Annotated in this window: 12 protein-coding genes; 1 reads left to right on the forward strand and 11 read right to left on the reverse strand. The window is 55.8% G+C overall.

The window, feature by feature from the left end; translation table 11 throughout:
• Positions 1-464: 464 nt before the first annotated feature.
• Positions 465-1,133, reverse strand: a complete 669-nt coding sequence (locus PA598K_RS12500; RefSeq protein WP_128657290.1) for an MAE_28990/MAE_18760 family HEPN-like nuclease — start codon at positions 1,131-1,133, stop codon at positions 465-467.
• Positions 1,133-2,167, reverse strand: a complete 1,035-nt coding sequence (locus tag PA598K_RS12505; RefSeq protein ID WP_260405378.1) for a DUF262 domain-containing protein — start codon at positions 2,165-2,167, stop codon at positions 1,133-1,135. Before PA598K_RS12505 ends, PA598K_RS12500 begins: the two co-directional genes overlap by 1 nt.
• 1,813 nt (positions 2,168-3,980) lie before the next feature.
• Here PA598K_RS12505 and PA598K_RS12510 point away from each other — a divergent pair.
• Positions 3,981-4,691 carry a hypothetical protein gene (locus PA598K_RS12510; RefSeq protein WP_128657291.1) on the forward strand — a complete coding sequence of 237 codons (711 nt, stop codon included), beginning with the start codon at positions 3,981-3,983 and terminating at the stop codon, positions 4,689-4,691.
• Positions 4,692-5,651: 960 nt separating this feature from the next.
• Here PA598K_RS12510 and PA598K_RS12515 read toward each other — a convergent pair.
• From PA598K_RS12515 to PA598K_RS12555, 9 genes are all read right to left on the reverse strand, one after another.
• On the reverse strand, positions 5,652-6,518 hold the full coding sequence (locus PA598K_RS12515; RefSeq protein ID WP_128657292.1) for a sulfurtransferase: 867 nt from the start codon (positions 6,516-6,518) through the stop codon (positions 5,652-5,654).
• A gap of 40 nt (positions 6,519-6,558) precedes the next feature.
• Positions 6,559-7,332: an ABC transporter ATP-binding protein gene (locus tag PA598K_RS12520; RefSeq protein WP_128657293.1), complete on the reverse strand. Its 774-nt coding sequence runs from the start codon at positions 7,330-7,332 to the stop codon at positions 6,559-6,561.
• Between the two features lie 20 nt (positions 7,333-7,352).
• Entirely contained in the window at positions 7,353-8,390 is a 1,038-nt protein-coding gene (locus tag PA598K_RS12525) for an ABC transporter substrate-binding protein (protein WP_128657294.1), read from the reverse strand.
• 38 nt (positions 8,391-8,428) lie between these two features.
• Positions 8,429-9,211: an ABC transporter permease gene (locus PA598K_RS12530; RefSeq protein ID WP_260405379.1), complete on the reverse strand. Its 783-nt coding sequence runs from the start codon at positions 9,209-9,211 to the stop codon at positions 8,429-8,431.
• Between the two features lie 19 nt (positions 9,212-9,230).
• Positions 9,231-10,598, reverse strand: coding sequence for an LLM class flavin-dependent oxidoreductase (locus PA598K_RS12535; RefSeq protein ID WP_128657295.1), 1,368 nt, complete (start codon positions 10,596-10,598; stop codon positions 9,231-9,233).
• Between the two features lie 48 nt (positions 10,599-10,646).
• Positions 10,647-11,636, reverse strand: coding sequence for an aldo/keto reductase (locus PA598K_RS12540; RefSeq protein ID WP_128657296.1), 990 nt, complete (start codon positions 11,634-11,636; stop codon positions 10,647-10,649).
• Between the two features lie 129 nt (positions 11,637-11,765).
• Positions 11,766-12,635, reverse strand: coding sequence for an ankyrin repeat domain-containing protein (locus tag PA598K_RS12545; protein WP_128657297.1), 870 nt, complete (start codon positions 12,633-12,635; stop codon positions 11,766-11,768).
• 865 nt (positions 12,636-13,500) lie between these two features.
• Positions 13,501-15,549, reverse strand: coding sequence for an S-layer homology domain-containing protein (locus PA598K_RS12550; RefSeq protein WP_128657298.1), 2,049 nt, complete (start codon positions 15,547-15,549; stop codon positions 13,501-13,503).
• Positions 15,550-15,789: 240 nt separating this feature from the next.
• Positions 15,790-16,236: an OsmC family protein gene (locus tag PA598K_RS12555; RefSeq protein WP_128657299.1), complete on the reverse strand. Its 447-nt coding sequence runs from the start codon at positions 16,234-16,236 to the stop codon at positions 15,790-15,792.
• Between the last annotated feature and the right edge of the window lie 64 nt (positions 16,237-16,300).

A 16,300-nucleotide genomic window follows, 5' to 3' on the forward strand; every position in this document is an offset into this window, starting at 1 on the left:
GACGGTACGGAGTACTAGGCCTCAGCCTTCATGTCGGTATTATTAATTTTTGAATACTGCAATGTCTCGCTCCTCTCTTACTCCTCCCCCGTCACCACCGCATTCTAGCTATACGAAATTCAGTCAATCCAGCTTCTGACTCCTCCACGAACCCCTATTCTTAAATAGTTCCAAGCCGAAAAGGTATGGTTTCCGACTAGCGCGGCGGGAATGCCTCGGAGGATATGACAGTATCCAGTGCAACGACCTACCTTGCTACGCTTGGGAGGACTTACGCAGCAAGAAGCCCTTAGAGGACGGGGCTGGCGGAACAGTATAGTTTGAGCCCAAAGTCATCTACCTGTAGCTAGGTCAAGCCGAACGGAACAACAACAACAGTCCAAATGGAGCAAGATAGCACCGGAAGGATGGATGGACCAGAGTAGGCTGCAACATTGTTTGCAACTGTATGGATGCTGTTGAAACTACTGTTCTCTAATATATTTCTTTTCGACCAAGTAATCTTCAAAAACAGCAATAATATATGAACAAAGTTCACTAATTACTTCAAATCTTCTTTCTAAATCATCAAATGAAAATCTCCTACCCACTTCTTCAGGCGTCTCTTCTCCGTGTGCAATTTTGTTCCGTTTCTCTACTATTTCATTCAAAATACCACCTGAATCTATTCTTGGTAGGATTGGTTTTTCAATACAAAAACTCTTCCAAATGCTTTGAAGTTGAGCATACCTAATATTTTTCCCATCTGTGGGCATAAGGTTATTACTTATGTTAACAATCTCCTCAGATGAAATGCTTGAAAGAATTTTCCACCTCTTTTCCCACTTTCTATCAGGACCTATTTGGAATAAAGCATTAAAATCTCCATCAAGTATCAGACTAAATAAAAGTGGTTTTAATTCTATATATTTATAACTCTGATTATTAATCTCGTTGATACATGTTGATACTGTATTCTTCACAGTATATTCCACAACTCCATAAAGGTAAACAAAGAAGAGCCCGCGCTGAGCTAAAACGTAGGAAGGTTCTATAGTAAGTGTATGCTCTGTACCATTGCTCTTTATATGATTCAAATAATCCCTAACTTGAACTAATCGAGCGGCTGATTCTCTCTGAACGTGTTGGAACATTACCTACCCTCAAATTTCTCTTGGCAGTACTCAATTCGCCTTCTCACTCTTGGTCTTGAATTAGTGGCACCTGATGTCAATTCTGTCAACTCATCATTTTTGATCCACTCTTCAATTCCATCGGTTTGAATCGTTCCGGTATTCTTTAATGCTAATGCAGCCCCAACTGTAACTGCCTCGTATAGATTGAATGGGGTCGTGCTTCTCCCTCTCCGTATCCCATTAGGCAGAACCTTATTAAGGGCATAAAAAACCTTTTTGAACACATCTTCATTCTCACTGTATTTAAACTTCTTTGTGGCACCCTTCATATAACTGTTTAAGAAATCAACCACACTATGATCAAATGCACTGAAATTATTTAAATAGGCAAAGAACCTTAAAACCATTTCTTCTCTTGTTCCGTCATTCTCTTTCGGATCCGGCAATCGAACAACTCGTTTAAAGTCCTCATTGCCGGCTAACTCTTTTAAAAAGTCATTAAACTTCCCTCTGAAGATACAGCTACGTATCTCTTGATCTGACAATTTAATTCCACCTGTATTAAGTCGTTCAAAAAGGTCAAACCGCACATCCAAATCGCTTTTATCACTGAGTGTAGTCACTTTCAAAGGTTTCAGAGCGAATGCTAACTGTATTGCCTTACTTAAATCGCTAAATTTTTTACCATTCAGTTCCGAAAACTTTTTAAGTCCTGAAATAACCAAGGAATCTTTTAGGTTCAATTTTTCTCTTGTCTCATCTTCCGCTGCAAAGTGAATTATCGAGCTTATCCGTTGTACTCCATCAATAAGCTCCCAGCTTCCGTCTGGATTTGTCGCCATGAATATACTTGGTATTGGCACCCCAAGAAATATGGATTCTATAAGACTTGATTGTCTCTCTGGCTCCCAGCGAAACTGCCTCTGGTAGTCTGGAGCAATGTCAATTAAGCCATCACCAACCATACTGATGATTTCCTTTACGCTTATATCAAAAGTATTAAAATCAACTTTTCTCTTCTGTTCGTTTAGTTGCTGTTCAAGTGTACTCAAATAGCTCACCCCTTATTAAATGGTTTAATCTGCTGCATACGGTTGATTAATAAATATTTCTATATCCACCACTAAAGATCCTTCAAGCAACGTGTCAATAAAATATTCCGTTATTTGTCCTTGGAGCAGCCTTAATGGTGACTTAATTCAAATTATGCCCGTTTAAAAATATTTTAGCTACTTCAATACGCTCATAGCACATCCATTGTATATTGAGCTTTTAAAATGATAAAATTCCAGTAAACACCCTTCCTTTAGATGTTGATCTTGCATTCATTTTGAAAGGAGCGCGATCTATATGTCAACATCTATATGTGCAAGGTGACTACCGCTGCGATCACCTTGCACCATCCACTCGATTATTACTTCGCCATGTTTCTCCGGGCCAAGAAAATGGAAGGCTTGAAGCCCCTGACACTGATCGACCACGAGAGCCACTACCGCTACCTACAACGTTGGTTGGTGGAACAATAACCAACGCTAAAGCTGGACGTACTGACCGCTGACCACGTTCGCCAGTGCGCGAGGCATTTACTGCCGAAGCGGAAACTGTACGACGGACACCCGACGTTGCAAAACCACAACACCGCCAAAAGCTTGTCTCCCAAAACCGTAAACATCTGTACTCGGACGCTCAAGTGCTTCCTGTAGTTCATCCATGACGATTGCCACCTACAAACTGACCTTGCCGCCCGCATCAAGCTACAAAAGGTCAAAGAAGACCCCCTTGGCGCTTTCAAGAAAGAGCGAGTATCTTCAAGCGTGTTGCCGCCAAGCACTCCCCGTTTTTCTTCTCTGCCGCTCCTTGCTTAGCGTCATCATGCACTTATGGTATGGCGCGACAACTCCCTGTTCTTTTGCTCCGTTCCTCTGCCCACAGGTAAATTGACAATTGAATTTTTAGCATGCTTTACTTGAGACAGCAGGAAAACAAAACTGAACGACCGGAACGTCAGCCATGCCCACGTAAGAAGTCGGCTGGCGTTTTTTTCGTGGCAAGAGAGTGATTGAGTTGACCGAACGGACGAAAGAGGAACTGTTTGAGGAATATTTTCGGCTTGAGCAAAAGGAAGCGAAGCTGTTCGTAAAAACCCAAACGTGTGAGGAGGCTAACCCCTTTTGCGAGTTTGATTGTAACATCCTCGCCATGTTCAATGAGTTGTTTTACTAGCAGCAACAACAGGGCTGCGGAGAGGTGAGGTTCTTGGATTGAAGTGGGGGATATAGACGTTGTGGCTGATAGACTGTCGGTTCGACGATCATATACTTACATCGTTGTCGGATACATCGTGCAGGAGCCTCCTAAAACCGCCGCTGGTATCCAAACAAACGTTTTGCTCCAACAAATATGTGGATACGCTAAAAAAGCATCACTTTGTTTTGGAGGAAGGTAGGAAACCGAAGAATGGGACGGAGTACAACGATCAAGACTTGGTTGTACAGACACGGAACGGTTCCCCGGTCATCCATTACTTGGAAGCCCGTTGGCTGAACTTGCTCCGGAAGTGTGGACTACCCAATTGCAGATTGCACGACCTTCGTCACACACATGCCTGTCTGTTGCATGGCCAGGATACTTCCGAAGGCCGTCAGTGAGCGGCCGGGTCACTCATAAATTATGATAACGCTCGAACGCTACTCGCACCTGTTCCCGACACTCCAGAAGGAGGTTGGCTGGGGAGATTGTCGAATTGTTGACTATCAAATTGGAATCTACTGAAAGTCTAAAATAAACTGATCAATCACACATAAATATTCCATTGAGCGTTCCGATATATTTAATATACAAATCAATCTGAACAGGGAGGGCCAAGTGGATAGAGCTATTAATCCAAGAGATGGGCTAGTTTTTAAAATTGATGAGTGGTTAAAGCTTTTTTCGGCAGACCAATCTGGACTCTGCATTGTTTGTGGAAATAAGTTAGAAGTCAGGGCAGCGAGTACTGTTTCGACAACAACTCATTTTTGGCATTCCGTTCGTGGATCAAATTGTCCAACTATTCAAGCCAACTCAACACCGTATTTGAATCTTCTTCCTTCAGAGGAGGACGAGGCTAACGCTTTTATAGTTAAAAGTGATTTTACACAACGGTTTTATGAAGTTTTTCTTAAATGCGACCTTCTTTGTGCTGGCTTAAAGTTTGAAGAGTTCAAAGAGCTAGTCGAACTCGCAAATACAAAACGTATCTGGTACTACAGGGATCTCACGTTCGATTTCTTACCATATATTTTTTTAACGCTAAAGAAATTTTCATCAAGGGATAGCCGTTTTAGAGACAATAGCTTTTACTTTGTCTTTGAACCGAACCTAAAAAGCTACAATGCGCTATGGATTGATAAGAAGATTAGAAAGAAAATATGGAAAGTCGAGAGTGTTACATACTCAGAGAAAGTGAAGGGAGTATATAAAGACAAACGTAAACAAGTCGTAACAGAGTATGACATAGATTCAAAATATCCAAGTGAACCAGTTTGGGTCACAAGAGGCAGGACAACAATACAGAAGCTTATAAACTTGAATTAATGAGGATACAATTGGGAACAACCTTTTCCCACTTTGGGGAGTGGCTTTCAAGCTGCTCCCTTTTGCTTTCCTTAGGTGGCTTACGTGGTTCTCACAAGTACCGTAAGAGTGAGGCGAAGCCCGGCAAGTACGGCTCCGAGCTAGGTTCGCTGCATTGTTGTTCTTACGCTTGAGACAAACAAGCGCAAGGCTTACGATGCCCGGAGCGAGGGGCGGGGTGTCCTTACGCTAGGTATTCATTCAAGTGCTGCAAATACCCTACCCACATTCACAGTAGACCGAAGTACCAAATCCCCCTAGAACGTAAGGTGTGGCGAGCAGGGATCGTGGAGAGAGATTGCCGGAATTCTTTGCGCTCAAAAATAAGTGTAAGTTTTTCAACCCCTGTAGTTACAGGACAACTGCTCCCTGCGGAACTTGTTCAAACTTACGCTCAAGAGTGTTGGAATGTAAGGTTGCGTTAATTCTTGGTGCCACTCTGCTTTGATCCTCTCGGAGTTGTGGGTGATTAACACCTCCACCTATTTAATGGGTAGCTTGTTGGGCTTACTTGGACCTTGACGCTTCGAACGACTCCCGGTTCCCTTTGCCTTGGCCTATGACTGGCTCAACGTCCCGCCGCGCCCATTCCCTCAAACCTACGGGTTTCCGCTGCCGATGCTCCTAGAACGGGGGATACTTGGAACGCTAACAAACGCAAGTGAATTGCTCCCAAAGGCAGTCGGACTCTTGCTCCGCACGAAGGATTACGTCGCGCCTGTTTGTGGAGGGACGCCAACCATTCAACAACCATCTGACCCGGCCGCCTTACTGTGGTCGGCTCCAGGGTTCCTTCAATTGCTTCTTCGGGTCTTGTTTGCAAACTGTTGACGGAGAAGCCCAAAAGAGGGCTGTGACAGGTCATAAGCTCCTAACCTGTCCCAGCCCCCGAACCCGCGTCCGAACGTGGCCTCTCTCTTCTTACTCTTCCCCGGTCGCCACCGGATTCCCCTCATAAGAAATCCAATCGCTCCAGCTTCCCGCATACAGCTTCACTCGGGGATAACCAGCTTCACGCAGGGCGAGGACATTGGGCGTGGCGGAGATGCCGGAGCCGCAGTAGACGATGATCTCGTCGTCCGGCGATAGCCCGGCGAACCGCTCACGCAGCTGCTCGGGCGAACGCCAAGCGCCACTCTCATCCAGCGTCGTCGTCTTCCAGAAGTACGACTCTGCGCCCGGGATATGACCCGCCACCGGGTCGAAGCCCCCGTCGCGGCCCGCATACTGATCGGCCGGGCGCGCATCGACGAGCCGCACGCCCCGCTCGCCCGCCAGCTGCGCACCCGAAGCGGCGCGCACCTCGACCACATCGGCTAGCCAGTCAGCCTGCACCGCAGGCACGAGCTGGCGCGGCGCTACTGCGCCCGCAGCCTCCGTAGTGACGGGGTATCCGGCTGCGAGCCATGCCTCATACCCGCCGTCAAGCACCTGCGTCTGCTCGACCCCCAGGTACCGCAGGACCCACCAGAGCCGCGCGGCTGCCGGTCCATTCGTCGTCTCATAGACGACGACCGCCGTCTCGCGGTCGATGCCAAGCGCGCCGAACCGCTCAGCCAGTCGGTCCGGCGACGGCAACGGGCTGCGGCCGCCATGCTCGCCAGCCGGATCGGTCAGCGCCGCCTTGAAGTCGACGAAGGCCGCCCCCGGTAGATGACCCTCGGCATAAGCGTTCTGGCCATAGTCGGCTTGCTTCGGGTCGTATCGGACATCGAGCAGCACGACCGACTCTCCCTGATCGAGTCGCCCCTTCAGTTGCTCTGCTGTAATGATGTTATGCTCTGCCATCTATGCTCACACTCCTGTATCGTAGTAGACTGCTTCCGGGCTAGATCGTAAACTCCAAGCTCTCCTCCGTCTTCACATCGGCGATCGCGGCGTAGATCTCTTGCTGAACCTGGAGCAGCGCCAGGTCGTCGCGCTTGCGGGGGCGCTCCTGCGGTACCCGGAAGATACGGTCGATGCGTCCCGGACGCGGCGAGAGCAGGACGACGCGATCGCCCAGGTAGACGGCCTCGGACACATCGTGGGTGACGAAGACGACGGTCTTCTGCTCCGTCTCCCAGATCCGCAGGAGATCGTCCTGCAGCTGCAGACGCGTCAAGTGATCGACCGCGCCGAACGGCTCGTCCATGAGCAGCACCTCCGGGCTGTTGGCCAGCGCCCGCGCCAGACCCGCCCGCTGCTTCATGCCGCCGGAGAGCTGATGCGGATACTTCTGCTCGAAGCCGCTCAGGCCGACCAGCTCCAGATAGCGCCGCGCGACCGCCCTCCGCTCGGACCGGGCGACGCCGCGCAGCTCCAGCCCGAGCTCGACATTGTGCGCCACCGTACGCCAGGGATACAGCGACGGGTCCTGGAATACGACGCCTCGCTCGATGCCCGGCCCCCGGAGGAGCTTGTCGCCGAAGCGGATCTCGCCCGAGGTCGACGATTGCAGCCCGGCGAGGATCTCCAGCAGCGTACTCTTGCCGCAGCCGCTCGGGCCGAGGATGCTCAAGAACTCGCCATCCTCGATTGTCAGGTTGATGTTTTGCAGCGTCTCCGTCGGATTCGACCCGCCGTACACTTTAGAGACGCCAGCTAATGTGAAGCCCGCCATACGCTCACCTCGCTCTCTACTTACTTGCTCGGGATGAACCGCAGATCGAGCAGCTCGTCTACCGGATAGATCTGATCCTGGAAGCCCAGATCGACCTGGATCTGCTGCGTGTCCTCGAGCGCGCTCCGATCGACATCCGGGTTGTTTTCCCACAGCACAGCCTCGCGCTCGAACGCTTTGTCGACCGCCTCCGGGTCTACCTTGACCTGCTCCAGGAAGTACGCCTTGTACTCTTCCAGATGCTCCTTGGCGTACGCCTGCGACTTGAAGTATGCGCGCAGCAGCTTCTCCAGCAGCTCAGGGCTGGACTCGATAAAAGCATCGCTCGACGCCAGCACGCCGGTATGGAAGGTCGGCAGATAGTCCCAGCCCTGGGCCAGGATATGTCCTGTCCCCTCCACCTCGGCCAGCGAGGCGAACGGCTCGTGGATGATCGTGGCGTCGACCTGGCCCGTCGTCAGACTGGCATAGGCCGCCTCATTGACCCCGGTCGCCAGATACGTGACATCCTGCTTGGTCAGCCCGTGCGCCTGCAGGATCGACTGCGTGTACACATCCAGCCCGGTGCCCAGCACGGCCGCGCCGACCTTCTTGCCCGCCAGCTCCTCCACGCTCTTGATCTCCGGACGGGCGATCAGGTAGAAGGGCCCCTTCGTGCGGAACATCGAGGAGATGATCTTGACCGGCGCTCCCTTGCCTGCAGCGACGATGACGCCCGTAGTGGCGCTATCCGCGACGTCCACCTCCTTGCTCGTCAATGCCTCGATCGGGTTCTGTGTCGAGACGAGCTCGATGTCCAGCCCCTCCTCTGCGAAGAAGCCCTGCTCGATGCCATAGCGGACCGCGAGACCGCTCACGCCATTGAAGGGCGCGTACCGCACCTTTTGCAGCTTGTCCGACGCCTGACCTGCATCCCCTCCGGCTTGTGCCGATTGGTCTGATCCGGCAGGCTCGGCCGCCGGGGTCCCGCCTGTGCCGCTATTCCCGCCGCATGCCGCCAGCACCAGCGACAGTACGATTGTCAACACGCCTGTTCCTACCCATGTTCGTTTCGCCATCTCGATCTCTCTCCTCTTAGGTCTTATATCTTGTTGCATTAAGATGAACGCCAGCGCAGCACGATCCGCTTCTCCAGCAGATCGATCGCCGCGATGATCAGCACCGACACGACAGTGACGACGACGATAACCGCAAAGGCCTTGGCCGTATCGTATAACGAAGTGGCCTGAACGAGCAGATTGCCCAGCCCGTCCTTGGACGCCACCATCTCGCCGAACAACGCGCCGACCAGTCCCGTCGCAGCCGACACGCGCAGCGATACGAAGATCGTCGGGGCGGCCGAGGGCAGGATCACCTTGAGGACGGTCTGCCATCGGGTGGCCTCGAAGACGCGGGCAACCTTCAGATGCGCCTCGGCCGTCTGCTTGATGCCGGTGATGGTGTTGAAGGCGATGGTGAAAAAGCAGAAGAGAAAGACGATCGCCACCTTGTGGGACAAGCCGATGCCCAGCCAGAGCATGAGCAGCGGGATGATCGTCACCTTCGGCACCGCCATCAACGCCGATAGGAAGGGCCGGAAAAACGACTCGGCGTGCGGCACCAGCACGAGCAGCATGCCGGTGCCGATGCCAGCCACGATGCTGAGCAAGTAGCCGGCGGCGAACTCCTGCAACGTTACCGCGAGATGGCGATATACCTCGCCGTCTGCGAACAGCTTGTAGATCTCCTGTGCGACCTGGGTCGGTCGGGAGAGGTACAGGCTGCCGATCACGCCCGCACGCACGAGATATTCGACCAGCGCGAGCGCCGCGAGCAGCAGCGCGGCCTGACCGAGGCGGATCCGCCATCGGTAACGTCTGGCGTCCATGTTGTGGCTCATCTGCATCTGCCTCCTCTAGTTAGTCAGCCACGCTCTCGAGCGCGCCCTGGCGCGTATACCGGTTATCTGGCCGGGATAGTCCGAAATGGCCGCGGAACGTCGCCGCCTCGTACTCCGTCCGGAACAGTCCGCGCCGCTGCAGCACCGGGATGACCAGGTCGATGAACAGATCGAGTCCCCCCGGCATGTACGGCGGGCAGATGTTGAAGCCGTCGGCCGCGCCGCCTGTGAACCAGGCTTCGATCTGATCGGCGATCTCCTCGGGGTCGCCGACGATCAGCAAATGTCCGCGCGAGGTCGCTGCGAAGTAATGGAACAGCTCGCGGACGGTGATGTCCACGCGCCCCTCGGCACGCTGCGCCAGCTCGACCAGCCACTCGGCTTCGCGGCCCGGCAAGGTCGACGAGGACAGATCCGGCAGCGGCCCGTCCAGCGGAGCGCCCGTCAGATCGATACCGATGCGCGCCGACAGCGCCGTCAGGTCATAGTCGGTGACGAGCAGCCCGTTCAGCTCCCGGTACTTGGCTCGCGCCGCCTCGCTCGTCGCGCCGACGAGCGGCACCAGGCCGGGCAGGATGTACACATCGTCCGGGTTGCGACCGAAGCCAGCCGCCTGCGACTTGATATCCGAGTAGAAGGTCTTGGCCAGCTCCAGCACGATCTGGCCCGTGAACACAGCGGTCGACAGCTTCGCGCCCAGCGTGCGGCTGCGCTCGGAGGTACCGGCATTGAGTAGCGGGATCTGGCCTTGCGGCGGCCTTGCTACGTTGAGCGGGCCTGCCACGGCGAAGTGCTCTCCTTCGTAATCGATCCGGTACACCTTGCTGCCGTCGACGAACACGCCGCTCGCCTTGTCGCGCACGAGCGCATCGTCCTCCCACGAGTCCCACAGCGACTGAACGATCTCGACGAACTCCTCGGCATGGTCATAGCGTCTGGAGTTGTCCCAATGCTTGTCCCGGCTGTAGTTTTGCGCCGCTCGCGCGTCCATGCCGGTGACGACGTTCCACGCGAGACGCCCGCCGCTCAGATAATCGAGGGAAGCCGTCTGGCGGGCCACGGTGTACGGCTCCGAATATGTCGTATTCGCCGTGACGATCAGGCCGATCTTCTCGGTCACCGCAGCGACATGAGCGATCATCGTGAACGGCTCGAGCCGCACCATCTGCGAGGGGAACTGATGCTGCATATCCGGGCTGGTCGCCAGCGCGTCGCCGAGGAAGAAGAAGTCGAACTTGGCTTCCTCGAGCCGCTGCGCGACCCGTTGCAGGAACTTGGGATCGAAGGCACCGTCCGTTACCGCTTCGGGCAGGCGCCAGCCAGCAGGATGGTAGCCGGTGGAGAACAGGAACAAGCCGAGATGGAGTTGTCTTGGGGTAGATGGCATCGTTTATCTCACTCCTATATTTTAGTATGACTATGCGAATACAAGGTTTTAGGGCGCAAGAAGTCCCAGCTTGCGCGATACCTCATCGATGCGCCGCAGCTCCTCCTCCGGCAGCCGCTCCTGCGCATACGTCAGCGCTTCGGTAATATGCCGCGGCTTGGAGGCGCCGAGGATCGCGGAGGAGATATACGAATGACTGAGCACCCAGACGAGCGCGTATTGGGCGAGTGTCCAGCCGCGCGCTTCGGCCAGCGGTCGGATCTCGTCCACCAGCGCGTAGGCAGGGGCAGCCTCCAGCAGCAGCTGCAGCCGCTGCTCGCCATGCGCCAGGCGCGAGTCGGCTGGCGGGGCCTCGCCCTCGCGGTACTTGCCGCTCAGGATACCCCGGCCCAGCGGGCTGTAGCTGATGATGCCGATCTGCTCCGACTCGGCGAGCGGCGCGAGCTCCCGCTCGATCCTCCGGGTGATCAGGCTGTACTCGGGCTGTACGCTCTCGAAGCGATGCAGTCCATGGAGCGCGCTGACGCCATGCGCCTTGGCGAGCTGCCAGGCGGCGTAGTTGGAGCAGCCGATATAGCGAACCTTGCCTTGACGCACCAGATCGTCGAGGGCGCGCAAGGTCTCTTCGAGCGGCGTATCGGGGTCGAAAGCGTGCACCTGATACAGGTCGATATGATCGGTGCGCAACCGGCGCAGGCTGTTCTCGAGCGCTCGGTAGATATGGTAGCGGCTCTGGCCGCGATCGTTGACGCCGGGGCCGATCGGCGCGTGCAGCTTGGTCGCCAGCACGATCTCGTGACGGCGGCTGCCGAGCAGACGCCCCAGGATCGCCTCCGACTCGCCGAAGCGGGTGGTATCGCCCGTATCCATCCCGCTCCCATAGACATCGGCCGTGTCGATCAGATTGATGCCGGCGTCCAGTGCCGTATCCAGCACCTGGCCGGAGGCCTCCTCATCGATCCAGCGCCCAAACGCCATCGTACCGAGGCTGACCTCCGATACCTGCAATCCCGTTCTTCCCAGCTTTCGATAATTCATCGTGTATGCTCCCTTCGGTGTCGCGTCTCGAGTCCCGGATATACCAAAAAGGACAGCGAAGCGCGCTGTATGTTGCTTGCAGCAGCTCTCCGTCTGTCCGGTCGAGTGTTATATGTGGTTGGACTTCCATTAGGCTTCATCCAGACGCAGCCTCTCGGCTGAAGCGATATGCCCGAGCGATAGGGCCAACGCATGAGGCGTCTGTCCTTCGGCATTGCAGAGGGTCTGGTCGGCGCCGTAGGCCAAAAGCCGGTCGATGATCGACACCTGATCAAAATAGGCGGCCACATGGAGGACCGTATATCCGTTCCTCAGCTTGCCCTCGCATCTGGCGTCGATATCGGCGCCGCGCGCGACCAGCAGGTCTAGCAGCTCGCCGTATCCGCCGAAGATCACGGCATGAATCGCCATGTTGTCGAGACTGCCGTCCCGGCTGCGGGCATGCAGGTCCGCGCCACGATCCAGCAACAGCTCTACCGCCTCGCCATGACCGAAGTGTGCGGCCAAAGACAGCAAAGGAAATCCATCGTAATTGTACTCATGCACAAGCTCCGGCGCGTAGTCGAGCAACTCTTCCAGCCTGGGTATGTACCCTATAGCGGCAGCCTCGAATACATTAAGCTTGCCCATCCCGTTTTCCAACAACAGCGGCTTGATGTCATTGGCTCTCATCAATGTGGCGAGCAGCAACGGCGTCTCGCCCTTCTGGTCGCCGGCCTCTGCCAAAGCAGCATCCCGACCGATCAGCTCGGATACCTTCCCGATATCCCGCAGCTTGACCGCCTCGAGCATCTCGCGACGCAGCCGCTGCAGATTATCGGCCTGCTCTCTAGCCCGCAACAGCAGGTCATGAGAGGCTTGTATGCCGACTTGGACCAGATGGGTAACCGCTCTGGACCGATTGGACTCCAATCCCGACTCCACCAGCAGGTCTACAGCCTTCATGGCTTCCTGATCCAGCCGTATCGAGAGGACGGAGCTCGTCTTCTTTTTGGGCATGGCACTCCTTAGTAGTTACATGTAATTTTAGTTACAACTACACTATAGCACGACAATTCGGTTTTGCATACCTTTAATTCGCATCGATTTACAAGGATTAATATTGAGGCGCTTTGAGACTTCTTTATCGCTGCACCCTGATCGGCCATTCGCGATTTTAACGCTCGCCCTCGGCCTTATTGGGTTGAAAAAACGACGGCTCCCATTCTTACGCTCGCCACGGAGCTTATTTTGGTCTAAACGAGCTAAAACGGGCATTTTTTCGAAAATAAGCGCCGTGGCGAGCATTACGCAATCCATGCACACAAAAAACACGAAATAAGCGCCGTGGCGAGCGTTACAGTCACGATGATTGGTAATGACCGCTCCAGTGGACCAAGCATGATGGTCAACAACGCCCTCTCCTTGTACCAGGCATGACGGCTGACGATGCTCCCGCCCGTAGCCCTAACCAACCGGCTGAAACCGTTGCTCGCTCCCTAGTCAAGACACGGCGACTGACGCTCCCCGCTCCCGTGGACAAGACATCGACGGCTAACGATACCCGTGCAGTCGGACCGGACTCGACGACTGGCGACGCCCCGCTCCCTCGGACCAGTCACGACCAATGAGGCCGCCCGCTCCCGCCCGTTGACCAGGCTCGACGACCATCGAGCCTGGTCAACGTCCTGCCTACCGTCGCACTAAGCGTGATCCGCCAACGACAAGACCAGGTTCCCTATTGGAAACCCGGTCTTGTCGTTGCACTCCCTGGCTTGTTGCGCCCCCGGGCCCGCCGCACTCCCTGGCTAGTTGCATCCCCCAGCCTCGTCGTTGTGCTCCCCGGCTGGTTGCACTCCGCGGCTCGCGGCTCGCACAGCTCTCGTCACCCTTCGCCGCGTGTGCGAATCTCGGTGATCCGCTCCCGCAGCTCGTAGCTGAAGGTCAGCGCCTCGGCTCGCGTCAGCAGGTCGTCCCCGGCATAGCCAGCGACGGTGTTGGCTGTCTTGCCCTTAGAGTAGCCCTGCTCCAACAGGTACGCGATCGCCTCGTCGCCAGACAACTTCCGGCCATCGGCGGCGGCGATGATCTCGGCGACCCGCACGCGCGAGATCGGCTGGCTGCGCAGACGCATATCCTCCGCGCCCAGCACAGGGGCCCGGTGCAGGACCGCCAGCTCATACAGCCCATCTGCCCAGTGGCCCTGACCCGCTGCAGCATCGTCGGACTCCGCCATGCGCGGTCGGTAGAAGAACGCCAGAAACTCCGCCTCGCTGACGGTACGGCTCGGGCGGAAGGTCTGGTCCTCATAGCCGCGCGCCAGTCCCTCCGCTACGCCCCAACGGATCGCCTCAGTCGCCCAATGCCCGGCAGCCACATCGCGGAAGGCTGTGGCGGATTGACCTGCCTGCCCAGATTGCCCCGCTTGACCTGCCTGCCCGGCTTGCGGCTTCCCTTGCTCCGCCGCCTGGCTCGCTTGCTCCTTACGCCTCGCTTCCTCCTCGGCTCTGCGCTGCTCCTCCTGACGCTTGCGCTCCTCCGCCTGCTTCTGCTCATCCAGCTCGAAGAACCGGACCTCGTACGCAATCGACGTCTCCTGCCCCTGTCTGTCCTGAAGCCCGGTGATGCGGACGCTCAGCTCATCCCCATCCTGGATGTCCAGGTCGAGCAGACCAAAGGTGAGGAAGTCGCTCGGCTCGCTCCCGTTGTACTCGGTGGAGAGGTACAACTGACCGGCATCGCTACGGAACTTGGCGGTATCGTAGAGTAACCACTTGGTCGCATGACGCTTGTCGATCACCTCGATGCGCAGATGCTCCTGATCGATCAGCCGATAGCGAGCCGGGTTCAGGTGCAGCGAGAACATCTCGAAGTCCGACAGCAAGGTCGGGAAGTTGCCCGGGGCCGGCCAGGCGACGTAATCTTTGCCGTCCGGCCAGGAGCGGCTCGCGTCGTTTTTCAGATGCATGCTCGTGTAGTTGTCCGTGTAACCGAAGCCGATCTGCTCGAGACCCAATTTCAGCAGCGCCTTGCGGTGGCCGACGTTGTACTGATTTTTGACGCCTCGATCGTCCATGAGCGACAGCACTGCCGCAGCGGGCTTGTACTTATAATGGAGATTCTCGAATGTCTGGCCGCCCATAGTCCGCCACCGCTCGGCGATCTGGAAAAAAGAGTCCTCCATATCCGCCGGCTTGACCGGTCGATGCGGGTTGCTCGGATCAAAGGCCTGCTCGAGCACGACCGACTTGTGCTGCGCCGACTCGCTCAGCATCGGATCGAGCTGCACCGTCTCGGACACCCCGCCGAGATAGCGGACGAAGCGCGTCATGTTGAGCGCATCGGTCAGCACCTGCTCCTGGAGCCGACCGGCCCGATACGGCGAGGAGGTCAGCGGCCGCTCTGCGAATACGGAGTCCGTCTCCTTGAACACGGGGGCATACTGCTTCCACTTGGCCCGGATCTCGGCGATGCCGCTCTCTCCCACCTTCGACGTCAACCGTGGATCGCCGGGCGTCAGCTGCTCGATGCCCGGTCCCGGACGCTCCTGGACGAGCGTGCCGGGCGCGCGTACGCCGAGGTAATAGGAGATATTTTCATTGGTTGTGACAAATACGTTCACCCGATCGGACGCCATCGGCGGCGTCGTGTAGGTGAAGCGGCCGTTCGCATCGACCTTGACCTGCTGGATGATCTGCTCGAACGGCAGCGACGCATGATGGTCGAATTGCAGCTCGATCGTCCCGCCCGCATGCGATGGGGCTGTCCCCTCCACCGTGATCGTGCGATCCGCATGATAGACTGCGGTGAAGCCTTGATTTTCCGCTTGATCGGAGACAGCAGCCGATACGGCCGCCAGCGCGACAACAGAAAGGACGATATAAAGGAAGACCGTTAATCCAGCCGGACGCCTCCAGTTCAGCTTAAAGTTCATGATGGGGATACACTCCTTAGTTGTAAGATCAGCTCAGCTATGTAGTGCTACTTCCGAACTATGACAAACGAACCAAGTATACCACTCCCACTCCCCCTTGTCGACGCGAGGCCGATCAGCCGTCCGACTGTCATTATGCCGCCGCCCCCGCTAGCTGGACGCAAAAAAGAGCTGCGCAGGTCTCTTGCCTTGACCTGACGCAGCCCTCAGCCTCCAATAGCGACACAACCCCTCGGCTGTCTATTCCTCGATGATGATGCGGTCGAGCTTCATGTTGACCGGGTTAGCGATCGTGTCCCCTACCGGGCACTTGCTCTCTAGGAAGCTGACGAACGCCTCCACCTTGTCCTGCGGCGAATCGGTCTTGATGCGGAACGTATACCGGATATCGGAGTAGCCCGGACGCACCTCGCTGCGGTTGAAGAAGCCATCGAGGTCGAGATCGCCCTCGACGTCGACGGAGAAGCCTTGCAGGTTCACGCCGAACTTGGGCGCGTAGACGCGGGCCACGATCGACTGGCATGCGCCCAGCGAGGCGAGCAGCGCTTCCACCGGGTTCATCCCCGTATCGGTGCCGCCCAGGCTCTTGGGCTCGTCGATGATCATTTCGAATTGGCGGGCAGTCGCCTTCACTTGCACGCCGTCTTGCAGTTGTGCGGATGCTTTGAATGTTTGAAGTGCAGCCATCTTCATTCTCCTTTGTAATTAGCTATATATTAGATTGTTAAAAAATGCCGAAGAGGCACGGAAT

Source organism: Paenibacillus sp. 598K (assembly GCF_003851045.1).
Taxonomy (GTDB): Bacteria; Bacillota; Bacilli; order Paenibacillales; family Paenibacillaceae; genus Paenibacillus_D.

What these genes read in the sequence shown, in the direction of transcription:
- PA598K_RS12500 (WP_128657290.1), bottom strand. Translation starts at nt 1,133, where the DNA reads ATGTTCCAACACGTTCAGAGAGAATCAGCCGCTCGATTAGTTCAAGTT.
- PA598K_RS12515 (WP_128657292.1), bottom strand. Translation starts at nt 6,518, where the DNA reads ATGGCAGAGCATAACATCATTACAGCAGAGCAACTGAAGGGGCGACTC.
- PA598K_RS12520 (WP_128657293.1), bottom strand. Translation starts at nt 7,332, where the DNA reads ATGGCGGGCTTCACATTAGCTGGCGTCTCTAAAGTGTACGGCGGGTCG.
- PA598K_RS12525 (WP_128657294.1), bottom strand. Translation starts at nt 8,390, where the DNA reads ATGGCGAAACGAACATGGGTAGGAACAGGCGTGTTGACAATCGTACTG.
- PA598K_RS12530 (WP_260405379.1), bottom strand. Translation starts at nt 9,211, where the DNA reads ATGAGCCACAACATGGACGCCAGACGTTACCGATGGCGGATCCGCCTC.
- PA598K_RS12535 (WP_128657295.1), bottom strand. Translation starts at nt 10,598, where the DNA reads ATGCCATCTACCCCAAGACAACTCCATCTCGGCTTGTTCCTGTTCTCC.
- PA598K_RS12540 (WP_128657296.1), bottom strand. Translation starts at nt 11,636, where the DNA reads ATGAATTATCGAAAGCTGGGAAGAACGGGATTGCAGGTATCGGAGGTC.
- PA598K_RS12545 (WP_128657297.1), bottom strand. Translation starts at nt 12,635, where the DNA reads ATGCCCAAAAAGAAGACGAGCTCCGTCCTCTCGATACGGCTGGATCAG.
- PA598K_RS12550 (WP_128657298.1), bottom strand. Translation starts at nt 15,549, where the DNA reads ATGAACTTTAAGCTGAACTGGAGGCGTCCGGCTGGATTAACGGTCTTC.
- PA598K_RS12555 (WP_128657299.1), bottom strand. Translation starts at nt 16,236, where the DNA reads ATGGCTGCACTTCAAACATTCAAAGCATCCGCACAACTGCAAGACGGC.